Origin of the sequence: Mycobacterium paraseoulense (assembly GCF_010731655.1) — a bacterium.
Classification (GTDB): domain Bacteria; phylum Actinomycetota; class Actinomycetes; order Mycobacteriales; family Mycobacteriaceae; genus Mycobacterium; species Mycobacterium paraseoulense.
This window is the reverse complement of the sequence record NZ_AP022619.1, coordinates 5,343,994-5,359,671: the sequence shown is the minus strand read 5'-3', so window position 1 is coordinate 5,359,671 and position 15,678 is coordinate 5,343,994. Positions and strand designations below refer to the sequence as shown.

The 15,678-nt window shown below is 71.8% G+C and carries 14 protein-coding genes; 6 read left to right on the top strand and 8 right to left on the bottom strand.

The window, feature by feature from the left end:
• Positions 1–117 precede the first annotated feature (117 nt).
• Both mrx1 and G6N51_RS25045 read left to right on the top strand, forming a co-directional pair.
• Positions 118–372, top strand: coding sequence for a mycoredoxin Mrx1 (gene mrx1 / locus G6N51_RS25050; protein ID WP_083170039.1), 255 nt, complete (start codon positions 118–120; stop codon positions 370–372).
• A gap of 79 nt (positions 373–451) precedes the next feature.
• Entirely contained in the window at positions 452–1,084 is a 633-nt protein-coding gene (locus G6N51_RS25045; RefSeq protein WP_158086205.1) for a sensor domain-containing protein, read from the top strand.
• 10 nt (positions 1,085–1,094) lie between these two features.
• Here G6N51_RS25045 and nudC read toward each other — a convergent pair whose 3' ends face one another.
• From nudC to G6N51_RS25025, 4 genes are all read right to left on the bottom strand, one after another.
• Positions 1,095–2,027, bottom strand: coding sequence for an NAD(+) diphosphatase (nudC, locus tag G6N51_RS25040; RefSeq protein WP_083170035.1), 933 nt, complete (start codon positions 2,025–2,027; stop codon positions 1,095–1,097).
• Between the two features lie 82 nt (positions 2,028–2,109).
• Positions 2,110–3,180, bottom strand: coding sequence for a potassium channel family protein (locus G6N51_RS25035; protein WP_083170033.1), 1,071 nt, complete (start codon positions 3,178–3,180; stop codon positions 2,110–2,112).
• Between the two features lie 90 nt (positions 3,181–3,270).
• Positions 3,271–6,546 carry an ATP-dependent helicase gene (locus G6N51_RS25030; RefSeq protein WP_083170106.1) on the bottom strand — a complete coding sequence of 1,092 codons (3,276 nt, stop codon included), beginning with the start codon at positions 6,544–6,546 and terminating at the stop codon, positions 3,271–3,273.
• Entirely contained in the window at positions 6,543–9,674 is a 3,132-nt protein-coding gene (locus G6N51_RS25025) for an ATP-dependent helicase (RefSeq protein WP_083170031.1), read from the bottom strand. The genes G6N51_RS25030 and G6N51_RS25025 overlap by 4 nt, the downstream gene beginning before the upstream one ends.
• A gap of 110 nt (positions 9,675–9,784) precedes the next feature.
• Between G6N51_RS25025 and G6N51_RS25020 the strand changes: the two genes are divergently transcribed.
• From G6N51_RS25020 to G6N51_RS25010, 3 genes are read left to right on the top strand one after another with little or no spacing between them, the layout of a single operon-like run.
• Complete coding sequence (locus G6N51_RS25020; RefSeq protein WP_083170029.1) at positions 9,785–9,988, top strand: hypothetical protein; 204 nt, start codon at positions 9,785–9,787, stop codon at positions 9,986–9,988.
• Positions 9,989–10,031: 43 nt separating this feature from the next.
• Positions 10,032–10,817 (top strand): alpha/beta hydrolase, encoded by a 786-nt coding sequence (locus tag G6N51_RS25015; protein WP_083170027.1) that lies wholly within the window; start codon positions 10,032–10,034, stop codon positions 10,815–10,817.
• A 2-nt stretch (positions 10,818–10,819) separates the two neighbouring features.
• On the top strand, positions 10,820–11,122 hold the full coding sequence (locus G6N51_RS25010; protein ID WP_083170025.1) for an MGMT family protein: 303 nt from the start codon (positions 10,820–10,822) through the stop codon (positions 11,120–11,122).
• Here the strand turns inward: G6N51_RS25010 and G6N51_RS25005 are convergent.
• The 3 genes from G6N51_RS25005 to G6N51_RS24995 form a co-directional block, all read right to left on the bottom strand.
• Complete coding sequence (locus G6N51_RS25005; protein WP_083170023.1) at positions 11,119–11,973, bottom strand: TIGR02569 family protein; 855 nt, start codon at positions 11,971–11,973, stop codon at positions 11,119–11,121. The genes G6N51_RS25010 and G6N51_RS25005 overlap by 4 nt on opposite strands.
• A gap of 89 nt (positions 11,974–12,062) precedes the next feature.
• Positions 12,063–13,250, bottom strand: coding sequence for an adenylyltransferase/sulfurtransferase MoeZ (gene moeZ / locus G6N51_RS25000; protein ID WP_083170021.1), 1,188 nt, complete (start codon positions 13,248–13,250; stop codon positions 12,063–12,065).
• A gap of 83 nt (positions 13,251–13,333) precedes the next feature.
• On the bottom strand, positions 13,334–14,359 hold the full coding sequence (locus tag G6N51_RS24995; RefSeq protein ID WP_180134411.1) for a DUF3152 domain-containing protein: 1,026 nt from the start codon (positions 14,357–14,359) through the stop codon (positions 13,334–13,336).
• 198 nt (positions 14,360–14,557) lie between these two features.
• On the opposite strand from G6N51_RS24995, the gene G6N51_RS24990 reads away from it, so the two are divergent.
• Positions 14,558–15,244 (top strand): TetR/AcrR family transcriptional regulator, encoded by a 687-nt coding sequence (locus tag G6N51_RS24990; RefSeq protein ID WP_083170019.1) that lies wholly within the window; start codon positions 14,558–14,560, stop codon positions 15,242–15,244.
• On the opposite strand, the gene G6N51_RS24985 is transcribed toward G6N51_RS24990, so the two are convergent.
• Positions 15,231–15,500, bottom strand: a complete 270-nt coding sequence (locus G6N51_RS24985; RefSeq protein ID WP_083170102.1) for a DUF3107 domain-containing protein — start codon at positions 15,498–15,500, stop codon at positions 15,231–15,233. The two genes, G6N51_RS24990 and G6N51_RS24985, sit on opposite strands and share 14 nt — an antisense overlap.
• Positions 15,501–15,678: the final 178 nt, after the last annotated feature.

Below are 15,678 nucleotides of genomic sequence, written 5' to 3'. Positions count from 1 at the left end.
GGCGGCCGACAAACCGGGGCCCCGCCCGGTGCGCGTCGGCGAGTTGTCGTGACACACCGGCGTACGCGTGGCGCCCGCGGCGCGGAACACATTTCCGCCGGGTTACGTTTAGCAGCTATGACCACTGCCCCGATCACGGTTTACACCACCTCATGGTGTGGCTACTGCCATCGCCTCATGACCGTGTTGAAGTCCAACGGAATCCCGTACGAGGCGGTCGACATCGAGCATGACCGCGCGGCGGCCGAGTTCGTCGGTTCGGTCAACGGCGGCAACAGGACGGTTCCCACGGTGAAGTTCGCCGACGGGTCCACGCTGACCAACCCGAGCGCGGCCGAGGTCAAGGCCAAGCTCGCCGAAACCGGCGCCTGAGGACCCCCGCGGCGGCCTAACATAGGTGACCATGGCGTCGAGTCTTCGGTCGAGCCGCTTTCTCCGGCGCCTACCGGGGATGGGCAGAACTTCGGCCGTGATCGCCTCCGGCGCGGTGGCTCTTGCGTCGGCGTGCGCGCACTCGCCGAGTAACACCGCGGCGCCGGCCCCCGATCACGCCTACGCCGAATCACTGGTCGTCAGCCTGGCGGACGCGCGTCGCATCGCCAATTTCGAAGGACTGCAACCGTATTCGTATGCCGACCGGCATGATCCGCCGCGGGAGACCGTCGGCAACCCACCCGCCCCCTGCCGGGCGGTGGGATCGACGGACCTCACATTCGCCGAGGGCTGGAAGGAGTACCGTTCGGTGGCCTACAGCGGCTCGACCGACGACCTGAGGCCCGGCGGCATCGCCCCGATCAACGAGATCACCAACACCGTCGTCATCTACCCGGACGCGGCCGCCGCGGGCGGAGCGCTCAACCAGCTGCACACCACCCTCGACCAGTGCGCCGCGCTGCACCACAGCGCCTACGACTTCGCCCTGAACAAGCCGGATTCTGCGACCCTCAAGCTCGGCTCCGACGGATGGATTCACCTGTACACGGTGAAGTCGTCGGTGCTGGTGTCGGTCGGCGTGCTCGGAATCGAACCCACCGAGCAGGTCGCCAACGCCGTCCTGCAGACGGTGACCGACCGCATCAAGTAGCCGCGCCGGGTCAGTCGAGCGCGGCCCAGGACTCGATGATCACGCGCGCGATCGAGATCGACCCGGGCAGCAGCAGTGTGGACTCCGCCGAACTGGACCAGTCACCGGCCGCCAGCGCCGCACGCACCTCGTCGCGGGTGAACCACGCCGCCTGCGCGATCTCGCCGTCGTTGAACGAGAAGTCCTCCGCCGGGTCGGCGACGGCGTGGAAGCCGACCATCAGTGAACGCGGGAACGGCCAGGGCTGGCTGCCCAGGTAGCGCACATCGCGGACGGTCAGGCCGATCTCCTCGCGGATCTCGCGGGCGACGCAGACCTCGAACGACTCGCCGGCCTCGACGAACCCCGCCAGCAGCGAGAACATCCGCTCCGGCCACACCGCCTGGCGGGCCAGCACCGCGCGGTCGCCGCCGTCGTGGACCAGGCAGATCACCGCCGGGTCGATGCGCGGGAACTCCTCGTGGCCGGTGACCGGGTTGACCCGCGCCCAGCCCGCCCGCGCCGGCCGGGTCGGTGAGCCGTCCACCGAGCTGAACCGCGCGGAGTCATGCCAATTGAGCAGCGCGAGCGCCGACGACACCAGCTGGCTGCTGGTGTCGTCGAGAATCGAGCCGAGGCCGCGCAGATTCACCACCTCGGCGCGCACGTCGGGGTCCTCGGGCGCCTCCAGCGCGCCGCGGATGGCCCACACGTGACGGTCGTCGGCTATGCGGCCCAGGAACACCGCCTCCGGTGGCGGCCTGTCGCCCAGACTGGCCGCGGCGCCCAACACCACCCGGCCGTCGGCGACCAGCACCTGACTGCGCGAATCCACCCGCAGCAGCGCCGCGTCCGCCCACCCCTTTGCGGCCGCCTCGACGTCGGTGCGCAGCTGGTCGGCCCGGTCGGCCCCCACGCGCGACAGCAGCGGAACGTTGCGCAGCTGAAAGTCCGCAACGGCCACTAGACCGTCACCTCGTGACGACCCGCCGCGACCGGTCCCCCGCACGCGGGAGGTGCCCCCATCGCCGCTCTTGCGATCGCCACTAGTGCCCCGCGTGCCGGATGTAGAGCAGCCGGTCGTTGGCCTCGACGGCGTCCACCTCGGGTGCGCCGATGCGCAGCAGGCGGCCGTCGCGCACCACACCGAGCACGATGTCGCGCAGATGCCGCGGGGAACCGCCGACCTCGGTCGGCTCGACCTCGCGCTCGGCGATCGCCAACCCGACGTCCGGCGTCAGCAGGTCTTCGATCATCTCCACGACGCTGGGAGTGGTGGTGGCGAGGCCGAGCAGCCGCCCGGCGGTCGCCGAGGACACCACCACCGAGTCCGCGCCCGACTGCTGCAGCAGGTGCTGGTTTTCGGACTCCCGGATGGACGCCACGATCTTGGCGTTCGGCGCGATCTCCCGCGCCGTCAACGTCACCAGCACCGCGGTGTCGTCGCGGCTGGTGGCGACGATGATCGACGCCGCGTGTTGCGCCCCGGCGAGCCGCAGCACGTCCGCCTTGGTGGCGTCGCCGTGCACGGTGACCAGGCCGGCGCTGGCGGCGTGCTCGAGGGTGCTGCGATCGGTGTCGACGACGACGACGTCCCCCTGGGCGGCCTCGTCACCGAGGATGGCGGCTACGGCCGTCTTGCCCTTGGTGCCGTAGCCGATCACGATCGTGTGGTTGCGCACTCTGCTCCTCCAACGCTGAATCTTCCACCCTTGCCGGGAACGCTCGGAGAGCACTTCGAGGGTCGTGCCGACCAACACGGCCAGGAACGCTATCCGCAGCGCGGTAAAAATCAGCGTGTGAACCAGCCGCGCGGTTTCGGTGTACGGGGTGATGTCGCCGTATCCGGTCGTCGACAGCGAGACCGCGGAGAAGTACACGCAGTCGAGGAAGGTCAGCGGCTGGCCCCGCACATCGCGGTACCCGTTGCGGTCCGCGTAAACGATCACGGCCGCGGCGAACAACACCACGAGCGCGATGGCCACGCGGCGGGTGATGACGCGGATGGGGCTGGCGTGCTCCTCGGGGATACGCACCACGCCGATCAACTGGTGGCCTCGCTGGGCGGTGAGCGTCTCTTCCAGGCCGCTCAGCTGTCGGGACTTACCGTTGCGCACGGCGGTCCGTCATCGGCTCGACGCCAGCGCAGGTGACACGCACGACTCAATGTAACCACGACCGCGACCCCCGTACCCGGGCAGCGCAGCTCACCCGGCGCCGGTGAGCAACCCGGCCAGCTCCGCGGGGGCGGGCAAATCATCGGGCGCGACCGTGGTGCGGGCGCGGACGTAGTAGAAGGCGGTCCGCACCGACGATTCCGGAACGCCGGACAAGGCGGCCCATGCCAAGCGGTAGACGGCGAGCTGGACGGCGGCCTGCCGTATGGCTTCGGGCTCGCGCGGCGGGTCACCGGTCTTCCAGTCCACGACCGTGACGCCGCCGTCGGGGTCGGCGAACACTGCGTCGATGCGGCCGCGCACCAGGGTGGCGCCGATCGGCATCTCGAACGGCACCTCGACGGCGATGGGAGTGCGGGCCGCCCAAGGAGATTCGGTGAACGCGGCCTGCAACTTGGCCAATTCCCGGGTATCGCCGACATCGGAGTCCGCCGCGCCCGGCAGGTCCGCGAGATCGAACAGGCACTCGGCGCCGTAGAATTGCTGGACCCAGGCGTGAAAAGTGCTGCCCAGCAACGCATGACGGTCGGGGCGGGTGGGCAGCCGATGCCTGAGCCGCTGCGCCGCGCCCCCGGGGTCGCGGGCCAGGTCCACCAGCCCGCTGACCGACAACTGGCTGGGCAGCGCGGCGGTGGGCGGTTCCACCAACCGCGCGCGCTCGGCCAGTAGCGCGTCGACGTCGGCAGCCCACCCCTCGATGTCGCCGCCGGCCGCGCCCGCATCGCCCGACATCGCCCGGGTCACCAACGCCGCGCCGCTTTCGACATCGCCGCGCCGGGCGGCCAGCGGATCGGCGGGCCATACCGCCTCGATAGTGTTGTCGCGCAACGGGTTCCGGTCACCGTCGGCGGGCGCGGCTGCCCACCGGTCCACCACCCCGCAGGGCTCCCCGGCCGCCGCCGAACTGTCGATGACCGACTTGATCTCGCGCAGGAAGTCCGAGGGGCCGCGCGGTTTGACCCCGGTGGTGCCCCAATGATGCCCCGACACGAGCAGGGTGTCTTCGGCCCGGGTGATGGCAACATACAGCAGCCGGCGTTCCTCGTCGACGCGCCGCTGCTCGAGCTGGCGGCGATGCTCGGAGATCCTGTCGGAGAGCTGCTTTCGATTGGTGACGTCCGACGTGTCGAGCAGCGGGATGCCCAGTGCGCCCGCCGTTGCGCGGTCGCCCCGCAGTAGCGGTGGCAGCTCCGCCGCGTCGGTGAGCCAGCTGCTCCGGGACGCGGTCGACGGGAAGATGCCGCCCGACAGGTGTGCCACGGCCACCACCTGCCATTCCAGGCCCTTGGCGGAGTGCACCGTGAGCACCTGGACCCGGTCGCGCGCCGCCACCGGCGGTGCCGGCGGCAAGCCGTTCTCGACGGACTCCGCCACCTCCAGGAAGGCCAGCAGGCCCGACACCGACGCCGTCGCGCACCGGTCCGGCCCTCCGGCGTCGGCCCGCTCCGCGTAGGCGGCGACCACGTCGGCGAACGCGTCGAGGTGCTCGGTGCCGGTCCAGCCCGCGTTCACCCCGGCCGCGGCGCGGACCTCGCAGTCGACGCCCAGCGCGCGGCGCACCTCGGCGACCAGGTCCGGCAGGGAATGGCTCAGGTGGCCGCGCAGGGCGCGCAGCTCGGCGGCCAGCGCGGCGATGCGCTGATAGCCCGGGGCCGAGTACGCCTCGGCCGGACCCGGATCGGCGATGGCGTCGGCGAGGCAGGCGGCGTCGGCGTCCGGGCCCGCCGCGATCGCGATGGATTCCGGCCCCGACGCCCCGCCCGGGCCCAGGCCTTCGCCGAGTGTGCGGGCTCGCCGCCAGAGGGCGGCGATGTCCCGACCGCCGAGGCGCCAGCGGGGACCGGTGAGCACCCGCATCGCCGCCGGGCCCGCGGTGGGATCGGCGACGAGCCGCAGCATGGCCACGACGTCGGCGACCTCGGGGATGGACAGCAGTCCCGCCAATCCGACGACCTCGACGGGGATCCCGCGGGCGCGCAGGGCATCGGCGATCGGGGCGGCGTCGGCGTTGCGGCGCACCAGGACCGCCGCGGTCGGCGGGCTCGCGCCATCAGCCCGGGCCGCCCGGTACCGCGCGGCCAGCTCGTCGACGATCCACTCCCGTTCGGCCTGTACGTCGGCAAGTAATGCGCAGCGGACGGTCCCGACCGGGGCGTCCGGGCGCGGCCGCAGCGCGTGCACGGCGACCGACCTGCGCCGCGCCTCCGCCGATATCGCGTTGGCCAGCTGCAGGGTCCGCGGCGGGTTGCGCCAGCTGGTCCGCAGCTCCAGGACCGGCGCGGGCGTGCCGTCGGACAGCGGGAAGTCGGTGGTGAAGCGCGGCAGGTTGGTTGCCGAGGCGCCGCGCCAGCCGTAGATCGACTGGATGGGGTCGCCCACGGCGGTCAGTGCCAGCCCGTCGTCGACCCCACCGCCGAACAACGCCGACAGGGCGACCCGCTGGGCATACCCGGTGTCCTGGTACTCGTCGAGCAGCACCACCCGGTAGCGGCCGCGCAGGTCCTCGCCGACCTGCGGGTAGTGCGCCGCCAGCCTTGCCGCGCAGGCCATCTGCACGCCGAAGTCCATCGCCTTCGCCGCCCGCATGCGCTCGCCCAGCGCGTCGAGCAACGGCACCAGCTCGGCGCGCTGGGTCTGCGTGGCCAGCAGCCGCAGCAGCCACTGGCTGGGCCCGCGGTCGCGTTGATAGGGGCCTGCCGGCAGCGCGTGGATCAACCGCTCGAGCTCCACGTGGGTGTCGCCGAGCTGCCGGGTGTCCACCAGGTGTTCGGCCAGCTGGCCCCACAACCGCAGCACCATCGCCGTGACCGCCGCGGGCGTCTTGTCGGTGCGCAGCTCCCCCCGGTAGCCGCTCACCACGTCGAAGGCCAGCTGCCACAGCTCGGTCTCGCCGAGCAGCCGGGTGTCGGGCTCGACCGGCAGCAACAGCCCGTAGTCGCGGATCAACGAGCCGGCGAAGGCGTGGTAGGTGCTGACCGTCGGGGCATCCGCCGGTTCCGCAGGAACGGCCCCATCGGGCCCCAAGCCGACGCCGGCCAGCCGGGCCAGCCGCGACCGGACCCGGCGCAGCAGCTGGCCGGCGGCCTTGCGGGTGAACGTCAACCCCAGCACCTGGCCGGGGTCGGCGTAGCCGTTGGCGACGAGCCACACGACCCGCGCGGCCATGGTCTCGGTTTTGCCGGCGCCCGCGCCGGCGATGACGACCAGCGGTCCCGGCGGTGCCGCGATGACGGCGGCCTGCTCATCGGTGGGTGGGAAAAGCCCAAGCGCACAAGCCAACTCGGCGGGGCTGTACCGCGGGTTCACTGTGCCGCCCCGTCGGCGTGGGCCGGACACGAGGGCCGAACCGGGCAGTGCGAGCACCCGTCGTTGCGGCGGGCGACGAAGCGGGGACCGGCGGTCGCCTCGGCCGCGCGCCGGACCAGCCGGCGCCATTCGTCGCGGGCGGCAGGCGTCAGCGGATCCTGCTCCCGTTCGGTGGCGCCCGCGGCGCCCGCCTTGCCGAGGTAGACCAGCCGCCCGCCGCCGGGCTCCTCGCCGGCGGCGACCATGCCTTCGGCCACCGCCAGCTGATACATCGCCAGCTGCGCGTGTTGCTGGGCATCGTCCTTGCTGACCGGCGTCTTGCCGGTCTTGATGTCGACGATCACCAGCCGGCCGGCGGCGTCGCGCTCCAGCCGGTCGACCCGGCCGCGCAGCCGGACCTCACCGCCGCCGCCCTCGCCGAGCGCCTCCATGGTTCCGTCGATCTCGATCTCGACGCCGACCTCGGTCAGCGCGCCCCGGGTCTGCGCCCGCCACTCGACGAAGGTTTCGATCATCGCGCGGTGCCGCGCCAGCTCGTTGGCCGAATGCCACGGCGCCTCGAACGGCAGGTGCCGCCACGCGCGGTCCAGCTCGGCCAGCAATTCCGTTGCGCTGCGCCGCGGTTCGGCGACCAGCGCGTGCAGCACCGAACCGATGGTGGAGCGCAGATCGCGGGGATTGGCTCCCCCATGCCGTTCGGCCAGCCAGCGCAGCGGGCAGTCGTTGAGCATCTGCAGGGTCGACGGGGTCAGCGTGACCGGCTCGTCGACGCCGCGCAGCGGTTCACTGGTGCTGACCGGGATCAGCCCGTGCCAGCCGGCCGGATCGGCGCCCGGCACCCCGGCGCGGGCCAGCCGCGCCAGTTGCTGTGCCGCGCAAGCGCGCGCGGCGTCGTCGACCGCACCGTCGGGGGCGCAGACGACGCCGCGCAGCCGGCCCACCAGCGCCGCGGCGGACAGCACCCGGGGCGCCCAGACGGGTTGCGCGGCGGCGACATCGCCGCCCTCGGCCCACTGCGCCAGTTCGTGGCAGAAGGCCGACGGCAGCGCCGCCTCGTGGTCCCCGCCGGTGTCGCCATCGACGGCGGTCACCAGCAACCGGCGGCGGGCCCGGCCCATCGCCGCCACCAGCAGCCGCCGTTCCTCGGCCAGCAGGGGCGCCCGCACCGACGCGTCCTCGGTCACGCCGTCGAGGACGTCCAGCAGCCGCTGGGTGCCCAGCACGCCGCCGCGCGGAACGGTGTTGGGCCAGAACCCCTCTTGCAGGCCCGCGATGACCACGAGGTCCCATTCGTGACCCAAGGCGGCGTGCGCGCTGAGCACCCGCACCTGCTCCACGAGGGATACCGGCTCCTCGTTCACGCCCGGCAGGTGCAGCGCGGCGACGTACTCGACGAGCCCGCGTAGCGACGCACCCGACGTGCGGGACACGTATTGATCGGTGATGTCGAACAGCGCGGTCACCGCCTCCAGGTCCCGGGCGGCCTGCGCTCCGGTCGGGCCGCCGCGCTCGGCGGCCGCCAGCCAGCGCCGCTGCAAGCCGGAGCGCTGCCAGGCGGCCCACAGCGTGTAGCGCGGGTCTTCGCCCGCTCGATGGGAGCGCGCGGCCGCATCCAGCACCGCGCGGACGTGGTGCACCGCACGAAACTGCGGGCCCGGTGGCGGAGCGTCGCCGGACAGCGCCTCGGAAAGCAGGTCCGCGACATCACCCGACGCGCGATCGGGGTTGGCGCGCTGCAGCTTTCGGCGCAGCTGCCGAAGCGAAACCGGGTCGACGCGCCCGATGGGGCCGGTCAGCAGCGCCAGGGCCCGGTCGCCGTCGAGCCCGTCGGCGGTGGCCTCCAGAACGGTGAGCAGCGCCCGGGCCGCCGGCTCGTCGGACAGCGGTCCGCTCGCCGCGGCAGCGGCCACCGGCACCCCCGCGGCGGCCAGCGCGCGCGGCAATCGGGCACCGACCCGTGGCACCGAACGGACAATGACCGCCATCTGCGACCACGGCACGCCGTCGACCAGGTGCGCGCGCCGCAGCGCGTCGGCGATCATCGCCGCCTCCGCGTGCGCCGACGCGGCCAGGCGCACCGTGACCGACCCCTCCTCGGACCCCGTGCCCTCGATCCGCCTGCCGCCGCTACCGCCGGGCAGCCGCTGCGCGACGCCACTGACGGCGCGCGCCACCGCCGGCGCGCAGCGGTGCGAGACCGTCAACGTCACCGACGGTGGATCGCCGGTTAGCAGCCCGGCGGATTCACCGCCGCGGAAGCCGAACACGGCCTGGTTGGGGTCGCCGGCGATCAATGCCAGCTCGGCGCCGGCCGCGAGCACCCGGACCAGCTGGGCCGCCTGCGGGTCGAGCTGCTGGGCGTCGTCGACCAACAGGACCCGCACCCGCGCCCGCTCGGCGGCCAGCAGCTCCGGATCGACGGCGAAGGCCTCCAGGGCGGCGCCCACCAGCTCGGCGGCCCCGAGGGCGGGCGTCGTCGCCTGGGGCGCCGCGGTTCCGGCCGCCGCCCGCAGCAGCATCACCTGCTCGTACTGCCGGGCGAATTGGCCCGCGGCGGTCCATTCCGGGCGCCGGTACCGACGGCCCAGCCGCTCCAGCTGCTGCGGGTCCACGCCACGTTCGGCGCAGCGCGCCAACATGTTTCGCAGCTCGGTGGCGAACCCCGCGGTCGTCAGCGCGGGGTGCAGATGGGCCGGCCACGCCGCCGCCGCGCGCGGCCCGTCCTCGAGGTCACCGGCCAGCAGCTCGCGGATGATGGCGTCCTGCTCGGCGCTGGTGACCAACCGCGGGGGCGCATCGCCGGCCCGCTCGGCGGCTCGGCGCAGCACCGCGTACGCGTAGCCGTGCACGGTGCGTACCAGCGGTTCGCGGACGGCGGCCCGGCAGGGCCCGGTGGAGCGGGGCCGCAGCAACGCCGTCGTCAACCTGCTGCGCGCCGCCGTCCCCAGCCGGCCGGAACCGGTAAGCAGCAGAACCGATTCCGGGGCGAGGCCGGCGTGGATCTGGGCGACCGCGGCCTCGATCAGCAGGCTGCTCTTACCGGTGCCGGGCCCGCCCAGCACCCGGACCGGGCCGCGCACGCCCGGCGCCAGCACGGCCTGCGCCTCGGTGCCCCAGGTGTACGCCATGGCTGCATGCAATCACCAGGGTCTGACAAGTCGGCCCGACCCGAACCGCCGACGGCCCCTACGCTGGAGGCCGCGAGCAGCCCGACGAACGGTGAGAAAGGTAGGTAATCGTGACAGACGTCGAACGCGGCTTTCCCGACGACGAAGCCCCCGAAGGCGACGCCGCGGAGCAACTGCAGCCCGTCGACTTCGAGGACGAGGCCGGCTTGGACACCGAGTATCTGACCGTTGCCGACCGCGAGGCGAACGAGGCCGACCTGATCGAACAGGCCTATGTCGTTCCCACCGACGACGAGTGGGACGACGAACGCTGAGCCGCCCACGCACGGCCGTCGCGGCGGCTGGCACGATCGACGAGTGAGCGCGGATCTTCATGTGCACCGCTACGGGCCCCCGGGTCCGGTGCGCGTACTGGCCTTGCACGGGTTGACCGGTCACGGGCAGCGCTGGCAGCGGCTGGCCGGCCTGTTGCCCGAAACCACCTTCGCCGCGCCGGATCTGATCGGACACGGCCGGTCGTCGTGGGCGGCGCCGTGGAGCATCGACGCCAACGTGGCGGCGATGGCCGCGCTGCTCGACGACGAGGCCGAGGCACCGGTGCTGGTGGTCGGGCACTCCTTCGGCGGCGCCCTCGCCATGCAGCTGGCCGCGACCCGACCCGACCGGGTGGCGGCGCTTCTCCTGCTCGACCCGGCGGTCGGGTTGGACGGGGAGTGGATGCGCGAGATCGCCGACGCGATGCTGGCCTCGCCCGACTACCCCGACGCCGAGGAAGCGCGCCTGGAAAAGGCGCACGGCTCCTGGTCGGACGTCGAGCCCGCGTTGCTCGACGCCGAGATCGACGAGCATCTGATCGAGCTGCCGGGCGGCCGGTACGGCTGGCGCGTCAGCCTGCCGGCGATGATGTCGTACTGGAGCGAGCTGGCCCGCGACGTCGTGCTCCCGCCGGCCGGGACGGCGACGACCCTGGTGCGCGCCAAGCGCACCTCCCCGCCATACGTGAGCGACCAATTGATCACCGGGCTGCGGGAACGGTTGGGATCGGACTTTCGTTTGCTGGATTTCGACTGCAACCACATGGTGCCCTACGCCGCCCCGGCGGAGGTGGCCGCGCTGACGCGCGAGCTGCTGGGGGTCCGCTGATCGTGGCGCCGGTCACCGACGAGCAGGTCGAGCTGGTGCGCGCGCTGGTCGCGGCCATCCCATCCGGCAGGGTCGCCACCTACGGCGACATCGCCGCCGCCGCAGGGCTTTCCAGCCCGCGGATCGTCGGTTGGATCATGCGGACCGATTCCTCGGACCTGCCGTGGCACCGGGTGATCACCGCCTCGGGGCGCCCGGCGCGTCATCTGACCACCCGGCAGCTGGAGCTGCTGCGCGCCGAGGGCATCCTGGCCACCGACGGCAGGATCGCGCTGGGCGAGGTCCGTCACGACTTCCGGCGCTAGAGGACCAGCCGGACCAGCGCCGCGGTGCGGGCCAGCCCGGGGAAGGCCTCGGCCGTCGACCGTGGGTGCAGCGCATGGACGGCCAGGCGGAACATCAAGGCGCGCAACAACATCTGCGACCACTCCGGCAGCGCGTTCCAGCGTTCGATGAGTCCGTCGTCGGCCTCGCCCCAGGACAGGGCGTCGACGACGACGACACCGGCCGCCCACGAGGCGGGCCGCCAGTAGGGGGTGATGTCGGTGATCCCCGGGGCGGCCGTGCCGATGAAAAGCACTGTCCCGTAAAGATCTCCGTGCACCAGCTGGTTCGGGCTCTTGGTCGGCCTGCGCAGCGTGGCCAGCTGGTTGATCAGCTCCACCGATCGCTGCGCGTCGGCGGTCGGCGGGGCGGTCCGGGCGCCCGGGGGCACCGAGGCCAGCGGCCGTTCCTCCCAGGCGGCGCGGTCGGCGGCGATGAAGATGTCGACATCGCCCCACGGCGCGGTGGGACCCTGAGTGAGGAATCGGGGACGCTCGAGTTTGCCGGTCGCCTCGTGCAGGCGGACCGCCGCCGAGACCACCTCGTCATGCCTCGGTTCGGGCGTGCCGGCGACGAAAGTGTCCGCCCGCCATCCGGAAACCACGTAGCGCCCGTCCGTCGAGCGGACCGGGCGGGCCAGCCGAACGCCGTCCACGAACAACGTCTCCCGCACCCGGGCAGACCAAGCCGCCCGGGCGTGGTCGGCCACCAGCGACAGCACGACTTCGCCGCAGCGCCAGCCGCCTTCCCAGCTGGCGCCCAGATAGACGGGCTGCACGCCGGTCAAACCAAACGCCGCCAGCACATGCTCCGGCGGTGGTTCGACTGTCACACGGGAAGCTTAGACGAGGCCAGCTGCGGCGATCGTGAGCGCGGCAAACGGGCGCGGCGGGTCGCCGCGGATATGCACGGCGTACCGGCTCAGTACATCACCATGTCGGGCTGCATCTGCTGCGCCCACGCCACAATGCCGCCCTGCAGGTGCACCGCATCGGAGAACCCGGCCTTGTGCACCGCGGCCAGCGCCTCGGCCGAGCGCACCCCCGTCTTGCAGTACAGCACCGGCATGCGGTCCTGCGGCAGCTTTGCCAGACCCTCACCGGAGTCGATCGACGACTGCGGGATCAGCTGGGCCCCCTCGATGTGCACGATGTCCCACTCCGCGGGCTCGCGAACGTCGATCAACGCCAGCTTCTTGCCCGAGTCCAGCAACTCGCGCAGCTCCCGCGGGGTGATCGTCGAGCCGGTGACGACCGGACCGGCGTCATCGGGCGTTGCACCGCAGTACTGCTCGTAGTCGATCAGTTCGGTGATCTTCGGCGAGGCGGGGTCCTTGCGGATCGCGATGGTGCGGTAGGACATTTCCAGCGCGTCGTAGATCATCAACCGGCCCAGCAGCGATTCGCCGATCCCCGTGATGAGTTTGATCGCCTCCGTGCCCATCACCGACGCGATCGAGGCGCACACGATGCCCAGCACCCCGCCTTCCGCGCACGACGGCACGGTGCCGGCCGGCGGCGGCTCGGGGTAGAGGTCGCGATAGTTGAGGCCGCGCCCGCCCGGCGCGTCCTCCCAGAACACCGAGACCTGCCCCTCGAACCGGTAGATCGACCCCCACACGTACGGCTTGGCGGCCAGCACGGCGGCGTCGTTGACCAGGTACCGGGTGGCGAAGTTGTCCGTGCCGTCCACGATCAGGTCGTACTGCGCGAACAGCTCGACGGCGTTGCCCGACTCGAGCCGGAACTCGTGCAGGCGCACCTTGACCAACGGATTGATCGCGGCGATCGACTCGCGCGCCGACCGGGCCTTGGGCCGCCCGATGTCGGCCACGCCGTGGATGATCTGGCGCTGCAGGTTGGACTCGTCCACGACGTCGAAATCGACGATGCCGATCGTCCCGACGCCGGCCGCGGCCAGGTACAGCAGCGTCGGCGCGCCGAGCCCGCCCGCGCCGATCACCAGCACGCGCGCGTTCTTGAGCCGCTTCTGCCCGTCGACGCCCAGGCCGGGAATGATCAGATGACGGCTGTAGCGGGACACCTCATCGCGGGTCAGCTGGTCAGCCGGCTCCACAAGGGGCGGCAGCGATGTCTGGGATGTCGACACGCCCGAACATCTCCTCGATCTCGATTTGCGGTCCGTCTACACCCACTACAGCAGCCGCCGCGGTGCACGGCAATCGAGCGGGGTCAGGCGATCGGGAACGGCCAGGGATTGAAGCGGCACGTCTTTCCGTCCGCCTTGACGAAATCGGGATCGAACTGGGCGGCGTCGTTATTCGATGTGGAGAACGTCTGTTGCATCATCACCGGCGCCAGGGCGCCCTGCTGTTCACACGGCTCGTGGCGCACGTACCCGATGGCGTGGCCGACCTCGTGGTTGATCACGTACTGCCGGTAGGAACCGATGTCCCCCTCGAACGGGACGGCGCCGCGTACCCAGCGCGCCTCGTTGATGAAGACCCGCGACTGCCGGTCCCTGCCGAATGACGGGTTGTAGCAGGAGGTCTCCAGCCGGAATTCGTAGCCACAACCCTCGCGGACCGTCACCGGAGACACCAGTGAGATCCGGAAATCGGGCTTTCCGTCGTCGATCCGGATGAACGCGAATTGCGGATTGTGGGTCCAGCCCTTGGGATTGGCCAGCGTCTGGTCGACCATCTGGGCAAAAGCGTTGTCGCCGCCGAACATCGTGGGGTCGATGCCGTCCTCCACCTCCACGGTGTACCGGAACACCTTGACGGTGCCCTGGCCGATCTGCGGCGTGGTGCCGGGCACCACGTGCCAGGTCTTGTCGCCCGCCTCGGTGAACGGGCCGCCGTCCGGCAGCGTCCCGGCGGGCAGGTTGGCGTCGAACGCGGCGAGCCCGCGAGGTGGCGCGTCGATGATCGACGTGCCCACCTCGCCGATGGCCTGCGGACTCTGGATGGGCTGGTTCGCCATGGGCTTCGTCGCCGCGGTGCCGGTCACCGTCTGGTAGACGACCACCGCGGTGACCGCCGCCAACACCGGCAGCGCGTAAGCGCGCCAGCCGTAGGTGGAGACGAACCGTCCAAGCCAGGTCTGTTTGCGCCACTGACGCGGCCGCTCCCGGTCGGCCCGGGTCCGTCCGGCGTCGCGGGCGATCGGGTCACGCAGGGCACGGAGCGGTTCCCGCCACTCGTCGCGCAGCACCGGAACTCGACCGGTGCCACGCGAGGGTCGCTGGGACGTCATTTCCCCAGGATTACACAGCCACCCGGCGCGGCCGTCCGTGGCGCGCCCGAATGCACCGCCCGGCACGCTTTCTGCCAGCGACGACGGCGGCGACGACACCGGCGCGAACCACACGGGTAGTAATGTCTGTCGCAACGAGCCGCGCGCGGCCGGCCAACGTGCCGACGGCCGGTTGCCGACACATCAGATGGGGACCCGATGAGCGAACTCGCCAAACCCGCGGCGCGGCGGGCCGTCAGGTCCGCCGAGCGTGGTCGGCCCGGGGACGGCATTGCGGCTTCGAACCGGCGCGGCAACCGGTTGCCCCGAGACGAGCGCCGCGGGCAGCTGCTGGTCGTGGCCAGCGACGTCTTCGTCGATCGCGGGTACCACGCCGCCGGCATGGACGAGATCGCCGACCGCGCAGGCGTGAGCAAACCGGTTCTGTATCAACATTTTTCGAGCAAGCTCGAACTCTACCTCGCCGTGCTGGCCCGGCACGTCGAGAACCTCGTCTCGGGCGTACAGCAGGCGTTGAACACCACCACCGACAACCGCCAGCGGTTGCACGCGGCGGTCCAGGCGTTCTTCGACTTCATCGAGCACGACAGCCAGGGGTACCGGCTGATCTTCGAGAACGACTACGTCACCGAACCCGAGGTGGCCGCGCAGGTGCGGGTGGCCACCGAATCGTGCATCGACGCGGTGTTCGCTTTGATCAGCGCGGATTCGGGTCTCGACCCGCACCGCGCCCGGATGATCGCGGTGGGACTGGTCGGCATCAGCGTCGACTGCGCCCGGTACTGGCTCGACTCCGACCGCCCGATCTCCAAGGCGGACGCCGTCGAGGGCACCGTCCAGTTCGCCTGGGGCGGGCTGTCACACGTGCCGCTTACTCGCCTTTAGCGCCCTTGCCGGTCAGTTTGGCCACTTCGGCGCCGATGCCGAAGCCCACGCGGCGCGCGTCGGCGGGGCCGATCTCGACGTAGGCGATCTTGCTGGTTTGCACGAGGAAGCGGCGGCCCCGCTCGTCGTCCAGCCTCAGCAGGCCCGATCCCTCGCTCAGCGCGGCGCTGACGAGCTCTTCGACTTCGGCCGGCGTCTGCGCGCTGGAGAGGACCAGCTCGCGCGGACTGTCCGTAATACCGATCTTGACCTCCACGGTCACCCCTTCCGTTGGTGTCGAAGTCGACAGACCTGTCAGCTGCAGGCTAGTGGACGCGGCGGGCCCGCTGCCCCGACGGCCCCCGCCGCGCGGTTCGCGGTCAGCGAAACGACGGTCGCGAGCAGGTAACGATTGGCTTGCAGAAGATCTCACACCCGGGTTCGCAACCCGATCC